16 protein-coding genes are annotated in these 15,032 nt (G+C 74.9%); 6 read left to right on the top strand and 10 right to left on the bottom strand.

What is annotated here, in order from left to right:
- Positions 1-18 precede the first annotated feature (18 nt).
- Entirely contained in the window at positions 19-537 is a 519-nt protein-coding gene (locus tag E7Z53_RS13075; protein ID WP_176337936.1) for a hypothetical protein, read from the bottom strand.
- 284 nt (positions 538-821) lie between these two features.
- Between E7Z53_RS13075 and E7Z53_RS13070 the strand changes: the two genes are divergently transcribed.
- The 4 genes from E7Z53_RS13070 to E7Z53_RS13055 all read left to right on the top strand — a co-directional run bounded on the left by E7Z53_RS13070 (position 822) and on the right by E7Z53_RS13055 (position 2,852).
- Positions 822-1,238: an Hsp20/alpha crystallin family protein gene (locus E7Z53_RS13070; protein WP_031282283.1), complete on the top strand. Its 417-nt coding sequence runs from the start codon at positions 822-824 to the stop codon at positions 1,236-1,238.
- A 163-nt stretch (positions 1,239-1,401) separates the two neighbouring features.
- On the top strand, positions 1,402-1,833 hold the full coding sequence (locus tag E7Z53_RS13065; protein WP_035925940.1) for a universal stress protein: 432 nt from the start codon (positions 1,402-1,404) through the stop codon (positions 1,831-1,833).
- 76 nt (positions 1,834-1,909) lie between these two features.
- Positions 1,910-2,338: a universal stress protein gene (locus tag E7Z53_RS13060; RefSeq protein WP_017832081.1), complete on the top strand. Its 429-nt coding sequence runs from the start codon at positions 1,910-1,912 to the stop codon at positions 2,336-2,338.
- A gap of 85 nt (positions 2,339-2,423) precedes the next feature.
- Entirely contained in the window at positions 2,424-2,852 is a 429-nt protein-coding gene (locus E7Z53_RS13055) for a universal stress protein (RefSeq protein ID WP_017832080.1), read from the top strand.
- Positions 2,853-2,861: 9 nt separating this feature from the next.
- Here the strand turns inward: E7Z53_RS13055 and E7Z53_RS13050 are convergent, their stop codons facing one another.
- The 5 genes from E7Z53_RS13050 to E7Z53_RS13030 form a co-directional block, all read right to left on the bottom strand.
- Positions 2,862-4,751: a heavy metal translocating P-type ATPase gene (locus tag E7Z53_RS13050; RefSeq protein WP_126346531.1), complete on the bottom strand. Its 1,890-nt coding sequence runs from the start codon at positions 4,749-4,751 to the stop codon at positions 2,862-2,864.
- Positions 4,748-7,171, bottom strand: a complete 2,424-nt coding sequence (ppsA, locus tag E7Z53_RS13045) for a phosphoenolpyruvate synthase (protein WP_176337935.1) — start codon at positions 7,169-7,171, stop codon at positions 4,748-4,750. Before ppsA ends, E7Z53_RS13050 begins: the two co-directional genes overlap by 4 nt.
- 1 nt (position 7,172) lies before the next feature.
- Positions 7,173-7,598, bottom strand: coding sequence for a four-helix bundle copper-binding protein (locus E7Z53_RS13040; RefSeq protein ID WP_176337934.1), 426 nt, complete (start codon positions 7,596-7,598; stop codon positions 7,173-7,175).
- Between the two features lie 37 nt (positions 7,599-7,635).
- The gene (locus E7Z53_RS13035) at positions 7,636-8,037 is read right to left on the bottom strand and encodes a hypothetical protein (protein WP_017832076.1); all 402 of its coding nucleotides are present in this window, start codon (positions 8,035-8,037) and stop codon (positions 7,636-7,638) included.
- Between the two features lie 149 nt (positions 8,038-8,186).
- A complete protein-coding gene (locus E7Z53_RS13030; protein ID WP_017832075.1) occupies positions 8,187-9,545 on the bottom strand; it encodes a uracil-xanthine permease family protein in 1,359 nt (452 codons plus the stop codon).
- Between the two features lie 182 nt (positions 9,546-9,727).
- Between E7Z53_RS13030 and E7Z53_RS13025 the strand changes: the two genes are divergently transcribed.
- A complete protein-coding gene (locus E7Z53_RS13025; protein WP_176337933.1) occupies positions 9,728-10,789 on the top strand; it encodes an iron-containing redox enzyme family protein in 1,062 nt (353 codons plus the stop codon).
- Positions 10,786-11,097: a CDGSH iron-sulfur domain-containing protein gene (locus tag E7Z53_RS20815; RefSeq protein WP_369597987.1), complete on the top strand. Its 312-nt coding sequence runs from the start codon at positions 10,786-10,788 to the stop codon at positions 11,095-11,097. Before E7Z53_RS13025 ends, E7Z53_RS20815 begins: the two co-directional genes overlap by 4 nt.
- A gap of 3 nt (positions 11,098-11,100) precedes the next feature.
- Here E7Z53_RS20815 and E7Z53_RS13015 read toward each other — a convergent pair whose 3' ends face one another.
- Genes E7Z53_RS13015 through E7Z53_RS13000 form a run of 4 tightly spaced genes read right to left on the bottom strand, consistent with a single transcriptional unit; the run spans position 11,101 to position 14,979 of the window.
- Entirely contained in the window at positions 11,101-11,985 is an 885-nt protein-coding gene (locus tag E7Z53_RS13015) for an ABC transporter permease (RefSeq protein WP_081994338.1), read from the bottom strand.
- Positions 11,982-13,163, bottom strand: a complete 1,182-nt coding sequence (locus E7Z53_RS13010; RefSeq protein WP_035925956.1) for an ABC transporter substrate-binding protein — start codon at positions 13,161-13,163, stop codon at positions 11,982-11,984. Before E7Z53_RS13010 ends, E7Z53_RS13015 begins: the two co-directional genes overlap by 4 nt.
- Complete coding sequence (locus tag E7Z53_RS13005) at positions 13,160-13,912, bottom strand: ABC transporter ATP-binding protein (protein ID WP_369597986.1); 753 nt, start codon at positions 13,910-13,912, stop codon at positions 13,160-13,162. The genes E7Z53_RS13010 and E7Z53_RS13005 overlap by 4 nt, the downstream gene beginning before the upstream one ends.
- Positions 13,888-14,979: an acyl-CoA dehydrogenase family protein gene (locus E7Z53_RS13000; protein WP_052132862.1), complete on the bottom strand. Its 1,092-nt coding sequence runs from the start codon at positions 14,977-14,979 to the stop codon at positions 13,888-13,890. The genes E7Z53_RS13005 and E7Z53_RS13000 overlap by 25 nt, the downstream gene beginning before the upstream one ends.
- Positions 14,980-15,032 lie beyond the last annotated feature (53 nt).

The raw sequence follows: 15,032 nt of genomic DNA, 5'->3' as shown, positions 1-15,032 counted from the left end.
GCGTCCCGGCGGAGCGGCTCAGACGCCGCTCTGCTCCCGGTGCGCCTCCTCGGGCGCGCCAGCCGGGGGACGGTCCTGGAAGAAGCGCCGGTGGCCGAGGACCAGCACCACCGCCAGGCCCACGCTCACGGCGACGAACGTCATGGTGGTCTCGCTGGAGGCGAAGCTGCGGCCGATGGCGTAGATCAGGGTGAACAGCCCGCCCAGCATCACCCCGTTGGTCAGCACCCTGTTGCGATTCTCCAGCACGAGGCTGAGACCGAGCAGCACCACGGAGGCGCCCAGGGCCACGACCGCCACGTCGCGGCTGTAGCTCTGCTGCTCCTCCTGCCACTGCCGCCACTGCCGGTCGTTCTCCTCCAACTCCGCGCGCTGCTCCTCGGTCGGAGCGCCCCCCTCGGGCACGAACTCCATCCCCGCGGTCGACTCCGGCATCTCCGGCCCCGGATAGAACGTCTGGATCCCCAGGCCCACGAACAGGGCCAGCAGGGCCCCCAGGAAGAACGTGTAGACGATCTTCATCACGTTGTTGTCCACCGCGGACACCCCGCTCTCTCCCGGTCCCCGGGGTGGCCGCCGGACGGCGACAGAACCCGTGGGGATGCCCCGATTATCGCCCTGTCGCAGCTGCGAATCCAGTGTCCCCGGGGGCCGGTGGAGCGGGCCCCCGTCATCATGCGTCCCGGACCCCGCGGCCCTTACGCGCCCGGTCGGCGGTGTCTACGCTTGAAGGGTCGAGGCGGACCGCACCGGTCCCGCCGGCCGTCCGGGACGACGTCCCGGACGGCCGCGGCACCGGTGCCACGGGAAGGAGTCAGGTCATGGCCGGATTGATGCGCAGGGAGGGGCTGGAGATGCTCGAGCCCCTCCGACGCCTCCTGGAGGGGGACGTCGAGGCCTCCTGGCCCCGTGTGGAGGAGTACCGGGACGGCGACACCGTGGTGATCCGGGCGGAGCTGCCCGGCATCGACCCCGAGCAGGACGTGGAGCTCACGGTGGCCGACGACGTGCTCCACCTGCGGGCCGAGCGCAGGGAGCGGACCGAGCACAAGGACAAGGGCGGTTACCGCTCGGAGTTCCGCTACGGCTCGTTCTCCCGCGCCCTGCCGCTGCCCGCCGGGTGCCGGGACGAGGACATCAGCGCCGCGTACCGCGACGGCGTGCTGGAGGTGCGCGTGCCCGTCGCCGGGCACGTCGAGCCGCCCGCGACCCGGAAGATCCAGGTCACCCGCGGCTGAGGACGCCGCGCGCCGCCCGTGCGACGGCAGGCGGGACGGGGCGGTGCCGCCCGTCGGCCGTCATGCGGGCCCCGGGACCGGGGATCCGTTGTGACGGACCTCACCGGGTCCTATCGTGGAGACAGGCGGACCGGCCGGCCCGCCGGGAACAAGGGGGAACACCATGGGCGAGCCGTCGTCCGGAGGCCGGATCGTCGTGGGAGTCGACGGGTCCGGGTCGTCCAAGGCCGCGCTCCGGGAGGGAGTGCGGCTCGCCGAGGCCCTGGGCGCACCGCTCGAGGCCGTCATGTGCTGGGAGGACCCGCTGCTCTACGAGAGCTACCGCGTGGTGGACCCCGAGGAGTTCCGCCGCGGCAGCGAGCAGCTGTTCGAGAGCACCCTCGAGGAGGTGTTCGGGGAGCAGCGCCCGGCGAACCTGACCACCCGGCTCCTGCGCGGCCAGCCCGCCGCCCGGCTCATCGAGGAGAGCGAGGAGGCCCGGATGCTCGTGGTGGGCCGGCGGGGAACGGGCGGGGTGCTGGGGATGATCCTCGGCTCCGTCTCCTCGGCCCTCGTCTCCCACGCCAAGTGCCCCGTCCTCGTGGTGCGGCACTGAGCGGTCCGCCAGGTTCCTGGCGGCCGGAGCGCGCCCCGGGCACGGACCGCGGGCGCCGGAACGAAGGAGCTCGGCCATGGAGACACCGTCACAGCAGCGGATCCTCGTCGGCATCGACGGATCGGACTCCTCGAAGGAGGCCCTCCGGGCGGGGGACAGGATCGCCCGCGCCCTGGGCGTCCCGCTGACCGCCCTCATGTTCTGGGAGGGGCCGCCCCTCTACGAGGGCTGGGAGACCGTCGACCCGGACCGGCCGCCGGCCGGCAGCGTGGAGCTGCTCCGCTCGACGGTCGCCGACGTGTTCGGCGCGGACCCCCCGGAGCACGTGCGCGCCGAGCTGCTCCACGGACGGGCCGCGGCCCGCCTGGTCGAGGAGAGCGAGAACGCCCTGATGCTGGTGCTCGGGCGCCGCGGCCACGGAGGCCTGCGGGGCTCGGCCCTGGGCTCCGTCTCCAACGCGTGCATCGACCACGCCCACTGCCCGGTGCTGGTCGTCCGGCACTGACCGGCCGGCGCCGGCCACCCGGCGCGGGCCACGCGGCACCGACAGGCCGGCTCCCGGCAGCCGGCCCGGACAAGGAGGTTCGGTCATGAACGCACCGACGGACCAGCGGATCCTCGTGGGGATCGACGGCTCGGAGTCCTCGATGGAGGCCCTGCGGCTCGCCGCGAGGCTCGCGGAGGCCCTCGACGCCCCGCTCGAGGCGATCGCGTGCGCGGGGGACCCCACCGTGCTGGACGCCGAGCTCCTCGTCGACGAGGAGGCGCTGCGCGCCAACCACGAGCGGATCCTTGCGCGCACGGTCGCGGCCGTCTTCGGGGAGGACGTCCCCGGCCGCCTGACCACCACGGTGACGCACGGCCGCCCGGCGGGCCGGCTCATCACGGAGAGCGAGACCGCGCAGCTGCTCGTGCTCGGCCGGCGCGGCCGCGGCGGGCTGCTCGGCTCCTCCCTGGGCTCGGTCTCCCACGCGTGCGTCTCCTACGCCCACTGCCCGGTGCTCGTCGTCCGGCACTGAGCCGGCCGGTCACCGTTCGCCGCGGGGCCCGCGGAGGGCGCGCAGGGCGTTGAGGATGGCCAGGAGGTCCACGACCTCCTGGCTGAGGGCGCCGAAGATCGCGGGGATCGCCCCGGTGGCGGCCACGAGCATGAGCACCACGGACAGGGCGATGCCCAGCCAGATGCTCTGCAGTGCCACCTGCATGGTGCGCCGGCCGATCCGCACCGCCGTCGCGGTCCTGGCGAGGTCCTCGGTGAGGATCACGACGTCGGCGGACTCACTGGCGGCGGTCGCGCCCCGGGCGCCCATCGCGACGCCGACGTCGGCGGCGGCGAGCACGGGGGCGTCGTTGACGCCGTCGCCGACCATGAGCACCGGACGGTGCGGGGCGCTGCGGACGGTGCGGACCTTGTCCTCGGGCAGGCACTCGGGCAGCACCCGGGTGATGCCCAGCGCCGCGGCGACGTGCTCCACGGTGGCGCGGGCGTCGCCGCTGAGCACGAGGATCTCCCGGACCCCGAGCGCGGTCAGCTCGGCCATCGTGGCCGCCGCGTCCTCGCGCACCTGGTCGCTCATCACCAGGGTGCCGGCGAAGCGGCCGTCCACGGCCACGTAGACGGCCAGCTCGCCCGGCCCGAGCGCCTGCTCGACCACGTCCGGGGCGGAGCGGGCCACGTGGGCGCGCTTGCCGACCACCACCCGGCGTCCCTCCACGGTGGCGGTGACCCCGTGGGTCGCCTCCTCGTGGGCCTCCTCGGCCGGGGCCGGCGCGAGCCCCCGGGCGAGCGCGGCGTCCCGCACCGAGGCGGAGAGCACGTGGGAGGAGTACTGCTCGGCGGACGCCGTCAGGCGCAGCAGCTCCTCCTCCGGGAACGGGGGGCGGGCGTGGACGGCCAGCAGCTCGGGGCGGCCGTAGGTGATCGTCCCGGTCTTGTCGAAGGCCACGGTGCGCACCGCGGCGAGCCGCTCGAGGGTCCCGGCGTTCTTGATGATGACGCCGTTGCGCGCCGCCCGGCTCATCCCGCCCAGGAACGCCACGGGGGCGGCGATCAGCAGCGGGCAGGGGGTGGCCACCACGAGCACCTCCGCGAAGACCACCGGGTCCCCGTGGTACCACCACGCCAGCCCGGCCACGAGGAGGGCGAACGCGGTGAAGGGCACGGCGTAGCGGTCGGCCAGGCGCACCACCGGCGCTCGGGACTCCGCGGCCTCCCGCACCATCGCCACGATCTGGGAGTACTGGCTGTCCGCCGCGGTGGCGGTGGCCCGCAGCACCACGGCCTGCTGCTCGTTGAGGACGCCCGAGAGCACCGGCTCCCCGGCGCGGCGGGTCACGGGCAGGCTCTCCCCGGTGATGGAGGACTCGTCGAAGTCGGCCTCCGCGCCGACCAGGCACCCGTCCACGGGGACGACCTCGGCGGGGCGGACCAGCAGCTCGTCCCCGGGGCGGACCTCCTCGACCGGGACGTCCTCGACGGACCCGTCCGGGTGCCGCCGGTGGGCCAGCACCGGAGCCCGCTCGAGCAGCGCGTTGAGCTCCTTGCGGGCCCGGTTCGCCGCGTAGTCCTCGAGGGCCTGGCCACCGGTGAGCATGAGGACCACCACGAGGGACGCCAGGTACTCGCCGACCGCCACGGTCGAGCTGATCGCCGTGACGGCCAGCAGGTCCACGCCCCAGTGCCCGGCGACGACGTCCGCGACCATGCCCCACGCCACCCGGGCGGCCACGACCAGGGCCCACCCGGAGCCCAGCCACTGCGCCGGCCCCGGCTGCCCGGCGACCAGCAGCCCCACGACCACGGCGCCCACGGCCAGGGTCACGGCCACGAGCGGATAGCGCCGCGGGAACCCGAGCAGCCGCCCCGCGCGGCCGGGCTCGACGTCCAGGTCGGGGCGTGCGCCCACCGAGAGGCTCATGCGTCCATTGTGCTCCCGGGCCCGGGCCCGGCCGCGAGGCGCCGCTCGGTCTCGGCGATCCGCCGCGCGGTGCGCAGGAAGCTGTCCGGGTTCAGGGAGATCGAGTCGATCCCCTCCCGCACCAGGAACTCGGCGAAGTCGGGGTGGTTGCTGGGCCCCTGGCCGCAGATGCCGATGGGGATGCCCGCGGCGTGGGCCTTGCGGATCGCCTCGCTGATCATCCGGGTCACGGCCTCGTCCCGCTCGTCGAACAGCGCCCGCAGGGCCTCCGCGTCCCGGTCCACCCCCAGGACGAGCTGCGTGAGGTCGTTGGAGCCGATGGAGAAGCCGTCGAACCGAGTGGCGAACTGCTCGGCCAGGACCACGTTGGAGGGGATCTCGCACATCATGTACACCTTCAGGCCGTGCCGCCCGCGCTCGAGGCCGTGCTCGGCCATCGTGGCCAGGACCCGGTCCGCCTCGCCCACGGTGCGGCAGAAGGGGACCATGACCACCACGTTGTCGAAGCCGATGCGCTCGCGCACCCGCCGCAGCGCCCGGCACTCGAGGGCGAAGCCCTCGCGGTACCGGGGGTCGTAGTAGCGGGAGGCCCCCCGGAAGCCGAGCATCGGGTTCTCCTCGGGCTCCTCGAAGGCCGCCCCGCCCACGAGGTGGGCGTACTCGTTGGACTTGAAGTCGCTGAGCCGCACGATCACCGGCCGGGGGTGGTACGGGGCGGCGAGCTTCGCCAGGCCCAGCGCCAGCGTCTGCACGAAGTACTCCTGGCCGTCCGGGAAGCCCGCCGTCAGCTCCGCGATCCGCCGGCGGTCCGCCTCGTCCCGGACCCGCTCCGGGTGCACGAGGGCCATGGGGTGGACCTCGACGATGTTGTTGACGACGAACTCCATCCGGGCCAGACCCACCCCGTCGGCCGGCAGCCGCCACCAGCGGAAGGCCGCGGCGGGGCTCGCCACGTTGACCATGATCGCGGTGCGCGACTCCGGCAGCTCCCCGAGGACGACCTCCTCGACGTCGAACGGGAGGGTGCCCTCGTAGACCGTGCCCCGGTCGCCCGCCGCGCAGGAGACCGTCAGCTCCTGGCCCTCCGGGATCGTCCGCGAGGCGTCCCCGGTCCCGACGACGGCGGGCAGGCCCAGCTCCCGGCTGACGATCGCCGCGTGGCTGGTGGTCCCGCCGTGGTCGGTGACGATCGCGGCGGCGCGCTTCATCACCGGGACCCAGTCCGGGTCCGTCATCTCGGTGACGAGCACCGACCCGTCCCGGAAGGACTCGATGTCCGCCGCGGTGCGGACCACGCAGGCCGGGCCGGTGGCCACGGCGTCCCCGACCGCGGCGCCCACCGCGAGCACGCGCCCCTCGCCCCGGAGGTGGTGGATCGTGAAGCGGGTCCCGCTGCGACCGGCCTGGACGGTCTCCGGCCGGGCCTGCAGCAGGAACAGCTCTCCCGTCAGCCCGTCCTTCGCCCACTCCAGGTCCATGGGGCGGCCGTAGTGGTCCTCGACGAGCACGGCCCAGCGGCCGAGCCGCAGGACGTCGTCGTCGCCGAGCACCCACGCCTGCCGCTCCGCGGGGGAGGTCTGCACGAGCCGGGTGGCGGCGGCCCCGGCAGGGGCGTCGTCGTCGTGGACGAGCTTGTGCAGCTTGGCCCCCCGGGTCCGCTCCACGATCGGGGCCTCCGCCACGTCGAGGAGGGGCTTGAACACGAGGTACTTGTCCGGGTCCACGGTGCCCTGCACGACCGTCTCGCCCAGGCCCCAGGTCGCGCTGACCACGGCCACGCGCGGGAAGCCGCTCTCGGTGTCGATCGAGAACATCACCCCGGAGCAGCCGAGGTCCGCCCGGACCATCTCCTGCACGCCGACGGACAGGGCGACCGCGAGGTGGTCGAACCCCTTGAGCTCCCGGTAGGTGATGGCCCGGTCCGTGAACAGGGACGCGTAGCACCGCCGGCACGCCTCCAGCAGCTCGTCCTCGCCGACCACGTTGAGGAACGTCTCCTGCTGGCCGGCGAAGCTCGCGTCCGGGAGGTCCTCGGCGGTCGCGCTGCTGCGCACGGCCACGGACAGCCCGGCGCGGCCCGTGCGCGCGGAGAGCTCCCGGTAGAACTGCCGGATCTGCCGTGCCGTCCCCGCGGGGAACTCGCCGCGCAGGAACAGCTCGCGCACGGCGGCGCCGGTCTCCCGCAGCGTGGCACGGCCCGCGCGGTGGTCCTCGAGCCGGTCCCGGAGGGCGGGCCCGATCCCGTTGGCCTCCACGTAGGACCGGTACGCGTCCGCGGTGGTCGCGAAGCCCCCCGGCACGCGCACCCCCCGCGAGGCCAGCTCCCGGACCATCTCCCCGAGGGAGGCGTTCTTGCCGCCCACCCGGGGGACGTCCGCGATCCCGAGCTCCTCGAACCAGTGGACCTCGGGGGCGGCCACGTCAGCTCCTCGGGCTCAGCAGGTCCGCGCAGGCCTCGTCGCACCGCTCGCACGCCTCGGCCACGAGGGCGCAGTGCTCGTAGACCTCGGCGTGCCGCCGGCACACGTCCCGGCACGCCCGGGCCGCGGCCCCGCACGCCTCGAGCAGCGGCACCAGCACGGCCCGGCCGTCCCCGGGCTCCGGGAAGCCGAGGCGGGCCAGCACCTGGGCGGTGGCCGAGCCGATCACCGCGCAGTCCTGCTCGGCGCGCAGGCAGTCGCGGAGGTCCGCGACGGCGTCCTCCTCCACGCAGGCGTCGGCGCCGATCCGGCAGATCTGGGCGGCCTCGAGGCACGCCTCGATGCACCGGACCTCCGCCGCCCGCTCCTCGCGCGCGAGCTCGGGGGCGGCGGGGTGCGCCATCAGGGCGCGGCTGATCGTGCTCACGGGGTGTCCTCCCTCTGGTGGGACGGTACGGGCCGGTTCAGCCCGCGAGGCGGGACCGCGGGGCGGCTCCGCTCCGTGCCCCCCGGCGCGCGGGCTCCGGGGCCCCGGGGCGGCGGCGGGCGTTCGCCCACCCGGCGAGCCGGGTCACGGTGCCGTGGCCGGGGAGCTCGGCGGGGAGGACGAAGTCGACGGCGGGCGTGCCGCGCACCGCGTCCTCGTGCTCCGCGGCCCAGCGCAGCAGGTCCACGGCGACCGGTTCGACGTGGTGGGCGGTGGTGAGGTCCACGACCACGGCGATGTCCGGGGCGAGGGTGCGGGCACGGCGGACGAGGGGGCACAGGGCCCGGTGGTTGAGCTCGGTGACGCACCCGCTGACGACGAGCCGGATGTGCCGGCCGTCGAGGTCGACCTGGACGAGAACGGACGGTTTGTGGTGCATGGTCTCTCCCCTGCAGCTCGTGGTGCGCGGCCGGCTGCTCGGCCCTCCCGCACTCCACGCTAGGGGAAAGGAGACCTGGGTCACCAAGAAAGGCGGCCCCTCACCGGCACATTTCGTCTACCGACGAGTAGAGGGGTGTCCGGCGCAGCTCAGCCCAGGGGGGAGGGCAGCCGCGTGGTGTCGGGGGCGAGCGGGTCGCTGCCCACCGTCCCCCGCACGCGGGCCAGGAACGACATGAGGTGGTAGACCACGAGCGTGGCCGCCGTGCCGAGGGCGATGCCCGCGAACTGCAGCCCTGAGGCCTCCCACGTGTAGTCGGCGATCCCGATGATCATGGCCACCGCGGCGGTGGTGAGGTTGACCGGGTTCGAGAAGTCCACGCGGTTCTGCACCCAGATCCGCACGCCGAGCATGCCGATCATCCCGTACAGCACCGTGGCGGCCCCGCCCAGGACCCCTGCGGGGACCGTGGCCACCGCGGCGCCGAAGACCGGGAAGACGCTCAGCAGGATCGCCACCACGGCGGCGACCCAGTAGGCCGCCGTCGAGTAGACGCGCGTGGCCGCCATGACGCCGATGTTCTCGGCGTAGGTCGTGGTGCCCGAGCCGCCGCCCGAGCCGGCGATCATGGTGGCGAGCCCGTCGGACATGATCGCCCGCCCCATGTACGGGTCGAGGTCGTCGCCGGTCATGAGCGCCACGGACTTCACGTGCCCGATGTTCTCGGCGACCAGCACGAGGATGACGGGGACGAACAGGCCCATCAGGGGCAGGTGGAACTCGGGGGTCTGGAACGGGGGCAGCCCGAAGAGGCCCTGCTGCTGCCAGGCGGTGTCGATCCGGCTGAAGTCCACCTCGTCGCGCAGCACCGCGGTGACGTACCCGATGGCCACGCCCAGCAGGATCGACAGGCGCCCGGGCAGGCCGCGGAAGAGCACCGAGACGAGGATGATGGAGGACAGCGTCACCAGCGCGGTGACGGGGGCCTCCATGAAGTTGTCCTTCGCGGACGGCGCCAGGTTGAACCCGATGAGCGCCACGATGGTGCCCGTGACCAGCGGCGGCATGAGCTTCTGGAGCCAGGCGGTGCCCGCGAACTGCACCACCAGGCCGATGAGGAACAGCGCCGCGCCGGCCATGAGGACCCCGCCCAGCGCGCCGCCGGGACCGTACTGGTTCATCGAGGCGGTGATGGGGGCGATGAATGCGAAGGACGAGCCGAGGTAGGAGGGGACCCGGCCGGCGGTGACCACCAGGAACAGGATCGTGCCCACGCCGGAGAAGAACAGCGTGGTGGACGGCGGGAAGCCCGTGATCAGCGGCACCAGGAACGTGGCGCCGAACATGGCGACCACGTGCTGCGCGCCGATGGTGACCGTCCGGGGCCAGGTGAGCCGCTCGCGCGGCCTGACGACCTCCCCGGCAGTGACGGTGCGGCCGTCGCCGTGGAGGCGCCAGCCCAGGCCGAGGCGGGTGGCGATGGTGCGTCCGGGCACGGGGGAACTCATGCGGGTCTCCTCGACGGCGGGGTGGGAGCCCGGATCCGGGCCTCCACCACTGTACTCGGTGCCCCGCCGGGCGGAGCGGCGGGCCGGACCCGGCGCTGTCGGAGGCCGTCCATATGATCAGCACGGTGATGGAAACTATGATGGTGGGCGATCACCCCCCGCACCCGGACAGGAGTCGACACATGCGTCAGCCACAGCCACGAGGGCCGCTCGGCGAGGACCTCCTCGCGGTGCTCCGGGAGGAGCCCGGCACCCCCGGGGCCGAGGCCCGGGCCGGGGCGCTGCCGGCGACCGCCCGCGCCGCCGTGTCCCGCGCGGACGGCGTGCTCGCCGACGACGACGTCCAGCTCAGCCTGTTCGTCCTGCACGCCCTGCACTACCAGGGCGTCGACGGGGTCGACGACCGCTGGGAGAGCGACCCCGAGCTGCTGCGCGCGCGGGAGGTCCTCTCCGGCGCGCTCGAGGCCGAGCTGCGCGCGGAGCTGCCCGCCGACACCGTGCCCGGCACGCCGCAGGCGGTCGCCGACGCCCTGTTCGCCATCGCCGCCGACGACGACGGGCCGAGCCTCGCGCGCCACCTCTCCGGCCGGGCGGACGCCGAGCAGGCCCGGGAGTTCCTGCAGCTGAAGTCCGTCTACCAGCTCATGGAGGGCGACCCGCACACCTGGGGCATCCCCCGGCTGAGCGGCCGGGCGAAGGCCGGCCTGATCGAGATCCAGGTCGACGAGTACGGCGGCGGCGACGCCGCGCGCATGCACTCGGCCCTGTTCGCGGCCGGGATGCGCGAGGCCGGCCTCGACGACTCCTACGGCAGCGCCGTGGACCGGGTGCCCGCCGAGTGGCTCGCCGGGGTCAACACCGTCACGATGTTCGGTCTGCACCGCCGGCTGCGCGGCGCGGTGGTGGGGCACCTGGCGATGTACGAGATGACGTCGTCGGTGCCCTCCAAGTTCCTGGCGCGCGGCTTCCACCGCCTGGGACTGCCCGCCGCGGCGGCGTTCTACGACGAGCACGTCGAGGCCGACGCCGCCCACGAGCAGATCGCGGCCCGGGACATGGCCGGCGGCCTCGTGGTCGACGAGCCCGCCGTCGCGGCGGACGTCTTCTTCGGCGCGCGCTGCGTCCTGCACCTGGACGCGCTCGCCGCCCGCCACGCGCTCGCGCGGTGGGAGGCGGGGGAGTCCGCGCTGCGCCCGGCCGCGGCGGAGCCGTCCCGGCGCGGCGCCGCGGAGCTCGTCCGGTGAGCGCGGCGCACCGCCCCGAGGACGTCCGGGCGGTCCTGGGCCCCGCCCCGGCCGCCGAGCCCGTGCCCGAGTCTGCGCCGGTGCCCGACCCCGGACCGGCCGCTGTTGCCGGGTCCGGCGCGGCGGCGACGATCACCGTGTGCCCCGACGGCCCGCTGCTGGTGCGCGGGGGCTACGAGCTGCTGGACGGCGACGACCGGCCCATCGACCCCGGGCGCGCCACCGTGGCGCTGTGCCGCTGCGGGGCGTCGTCCATCAAGCCGTTCTGCGACGGCTCGCACAAGCGGGCCCGGTTCCGGGCCCGCTGAGGCTCAGCGGCGCGGTCCCGGCTCGCGCAGCAACCACTGGGCGAGCTGGTCCAGCGCCATGCCCAGCAGGCCGATGACGAGGATCACCACGAGCATCTCGTCGTAGGCCAGCCGGTCCCGGGCGTTGAGGATCTCGTAGCCCAGGCCGCTGCTGACCCCGAGCATCTCGGCCGGCACGATGACCACCCACGAGATCCCCAGGGCCAGCCGCACCCCGGTCATGACGAACGGCCGGATGCTGGGCAGCACCACGGTGCGCAGCCGCTCGACCGGGGTGGCCCCGAGCGTCTCGGCGACCCGCAGGTGCAGCGGGTCCAGGGCCTTGACGCCGGCGGCCGTGTTCATGGTGATCGGCCAGACCGCGGCGGCGGCCACGAGGAAGACGACGGGGGCGTTGCCCACCCCCAGCAGCGCCACGGCCACCGGCGCCCAGGACAGCGGGGAGACCATGCGCAGGAACTGCACCACCGGGGCGCTGGTCCACCGGAAGCGGCGGTAGGAGCCGATGAGCAGGCCCAGCGGCACGCCCAGGCCCGTGGCCACGGCCAGCCCGCACAGCAGGCGCCACAGGCTGGTCAGGCCGTCCTGGACCACCACCCCCCGCTCGGCCAGCGAGGCCACCGCACCGGGCATGCGCTCGGGCTGGAAGGAGGCGATCATGGTGTTCGCCCCGGCCGCGGCGTGCGTGAACGCCCACCACACGGCGATCGTGACCAGCACCCCGAAGGCCCCCCAGGCCGGGCCGGTCCAGCGGGACCCGGTGCGCCGGGGCGTCCGCGCCGGGGCGGGGCCCGCCGGACCGGTCCCGGCCGGAGCGCCGCGGGCGGCGTCGTCGAGGTCGGTGGGGGACGCCGGGGTGTCGTGCGGGGCGGGGTGCGGCGCGCTCATGCGCTGATCTCCTCGGTCCGGGTGGTGCCGGTCATGCCGAAGGCGGCGAGTCCGCCTGCCTTCTCGATGCTGCGGGTCACGAGCGTGTCGTCGACGAGCTCGCGGTGCACGAGCGCCGGGTCCAGTCCGTCGAGGAACCCCGCCGGGGCGTCGACGACGGTGTCCTGCATGGCGCGGACCAGCTCCTCGGTGAAGCTCGCGTACGGGTATGGCCGGAAGTCCAGGCGCTCGCCGTGCCAGTCCGGGTGGTGCAGGGCGTCCCCGTGCGCGGCGGCGGAGTAGGTCAGGGCCTGCTCGATCACGGGCCGGGGCTGGGGGAGGTAGCCGGCGGCCAGCAGCGCCGCGGTCTCGGGGCGGTTCTGCCGGGCCCAGGCCTGGGCCCGGACGAGGGCGTCCATGAACCCGGCGGCGTGCGCGGGGCGGTTGCGCAGGAGCTCGCCGCGCATCATGGTCACGCAGCACGCGTGGTCGCGCCACACATCGCCGAGGAAGCGGTGGATGTGCCCCACCTGCCGCGCCTCCGCGGCGGCGTTGAACGGGTCGGCCACCACGTATCCGCCGATCACGCCGTTGTTCAGCGCGGGGAGCATGTCCGAGGGCGCCATGGGCAGCAGGGCCACCGTGCGCCGCGCCCGGGACGGGTTCTCGCGCATCACCGGGGTCAGGCCCGCGGACCGCAGCAGCTTCTGGACCACCACGTTGTGCACGGACCACCACGCCGGGATCGCCACGGACTCCCCGGCCAGGTCGGCGATCTCCGCCACGTCCGGGCGGACCGTGAGGGCGGAGCCGTTGGTGTGGTTCCACGCGGTGATCCGCACGTCGGCCCGCAGCCCGTAGCGCATGTACAGGGCCATGGGCATCAGCAGGTGGATCGCGTCCACCTTGCCCGCCACGAACGCCTCGGACAGCGAGGACCAGCTGCGGAAGAGCACGGGGTCGGCCACGGGGACGGCGGCGTCCTCGTAGTACCCGTTGGCGTGGGCGACCAGCAGGGGGGAGGCGTCCGTGATCGGGAGGTACCCGATCCGCACCGGGCGCTCCGGGTCGGCCGCGCCGCGCGCCTCCTGCTGGCTGTCCGCGTAGAGGGAGCCCGCGCCCCAGCCGAGCCCGGTGAGGGCCGCGGCCCCTGCCCCGGCCCGCAGCAGGACCCGCCGGCTCGGCCCGCCGGCGCTCATATGACCCAGTTCCCGGAGCCGTCGTCGGCCCCGCGGTAGTGGGCGAGGATCTGCTCGGCCGTCGTGCCGTCCTGCGCCGGGACCCACTGCTGCCGGAACCCGCGCGGACCGGCGAAGAAGCCGATCCGGTCGCCGAGGGTGATGGCCTCGTCGACGTCGTGGGTGACGAGGAAGACCGTCAGGTCGAGCTCCGTCGCGAGCCCGCGCAGCCACAGCTGGAGGTCCTTGCGGGTCGCCGGGTCCAGGGCGCTGAACGGCTCGTCGAGCAGCAGCACGTCGGGGCGCACCGCGAGCGCGCGGCCCACCGAGACCCGCTGGGCCTGCCCGCCGGAGAGCTCCTGGACGGGGGTGTGCGCGAGCGGGACCAGGCCGAGGATCTCGAGCAGGTCGTCCACGCGGGCGTCCTCGAAGCGGTCCCGGTTGCGCCGGTACCGCCCGCCGAGGGCGATGTTCTGGCGCACCGACAGCCAGGGGAACAGCCCGGGGTCCTGGAAGACGACGGCGAAGCGCTCGTCGGCCCTGCCGAACTCGATGCTGCCCCCGTCCAGGGGCTCGAGCCCCGCGATCGCCCGCAGCAGCGTGGACTTCCCGGACCCGCTGGGCCCCAGCACCGCGAACGTCTCGCCGTTGCGCAGGGTCAGGTCCACCCCGTCGAGGGCGGGCGCGGAGGCCCCCGGGTAGCTCTTGCGCAGCCCGCGGACGGTGAGCGCCGGCGCGGCGCGGCTCAGGCCAGGTTCTGCAGCACCCACCGCAGGTGACCTTCCGTGGGGGACTGCACGGGCAGGAACGCGGCCTCGCGGGCCCGGCGGGCGGTGGGGGAGGACATGGCGTAGCCGCGCCCGCCCACGACCTTCCCCTCGATCCGGGTCGCCCGGCCCGTGAGCAGCGCGGCGTCCAGCCGGAGGGAGAACAGCTCCCGGGGGGAGGTCTCCCGGGGCGCCTCCGCCAGGCGCAGGAGGTCGGCGCGCAGGCGGCGGTACTCGGCGGTCGCCTCCTCGAGCTCCTCCCGGAACACCTCGGCGACGCCCTGCAGGGCCTCGTGCGCGGCGGTCAGCGCGGCGGCCGAGAGGCCGAGGCAGAAGGCGGTCTGCAGCAGCAGGAACGGGCCGCGGACGGCGGCGAGGAAGGCCGGGACGTCCTCGCTCAGCAGGTCCTCGGCGGGGTCGACGGCCACGCCCTCGAGGACGAGCACGCCCGAGGCCGTCGCGTTGAGCGCCATCAGGTTCTCGAGCAGGCGCACCGTCACCCCCGGTGCCGAGACCCGGGTCCGGACCACCACGCGGGTGCCGTCCTCCCGGACGGCGGGCAGGACCACGACGCCCTCGGGGTACAGGTTGGAGGCCCACGGCACGGTGCCGTCGAGGACCGGTCCCGCCGCGCCGGCGGTCAGCGTCACGGGGATCTCGCCGATGCCGGCGGCGTCCTTGAAGGCCGGCGCCATCGCCGAGCAGCCGGGCACGGCCCCGGAGCGCACGTCCGCGGGGATCTCCGTCCCGGTGGCGGCGAGGTACTCGACGGTCGCCCGGTGGGCCCACAGGGAGAACGCCGTGGCGGTGCACTCGGTGGCGAGGTCGAACACGACGGCCGCCTGCGGGGCCAGCGACCCGGTCAGGCCGAGGTCCAGGAGCCCCCGGGCGCCCAGCTCGCGCAGGGTCCCCAGCGGGGAGGCGGCGGCCGTGTCGACGTCGCGGGCCCGCGCCGCGGCGGTGCGGCGGACGAACTCGTGCTCGGGGTAGTCGACGAGCGGCGCGAGCAGGGGCCGGCTCTCGGGGTCCGGCCCGCCGGCCGTGGACGGGGAGCGCGTGGACTGGGTCATGGTCTTCCGTTCTGCCGGGGAGTGCGGGGCGGGGCTCGTCCGCTCGGCGGGCG

This window comes from Kocuria salina, assembly GCF_013368965.1.
In the GTDB taxonomy this organism is placed as follows: Bacteria; Actinomycetota; Actinomycetes; order Actinomycetales; family Micrococcaceae; genus Kocuria; species Kocuria rosea.
The sequence above is the reverse complement of the archived record's forward strand: the minus strand, read 5'-3'. Positions and strand labels throughout refer to the sequence as shown.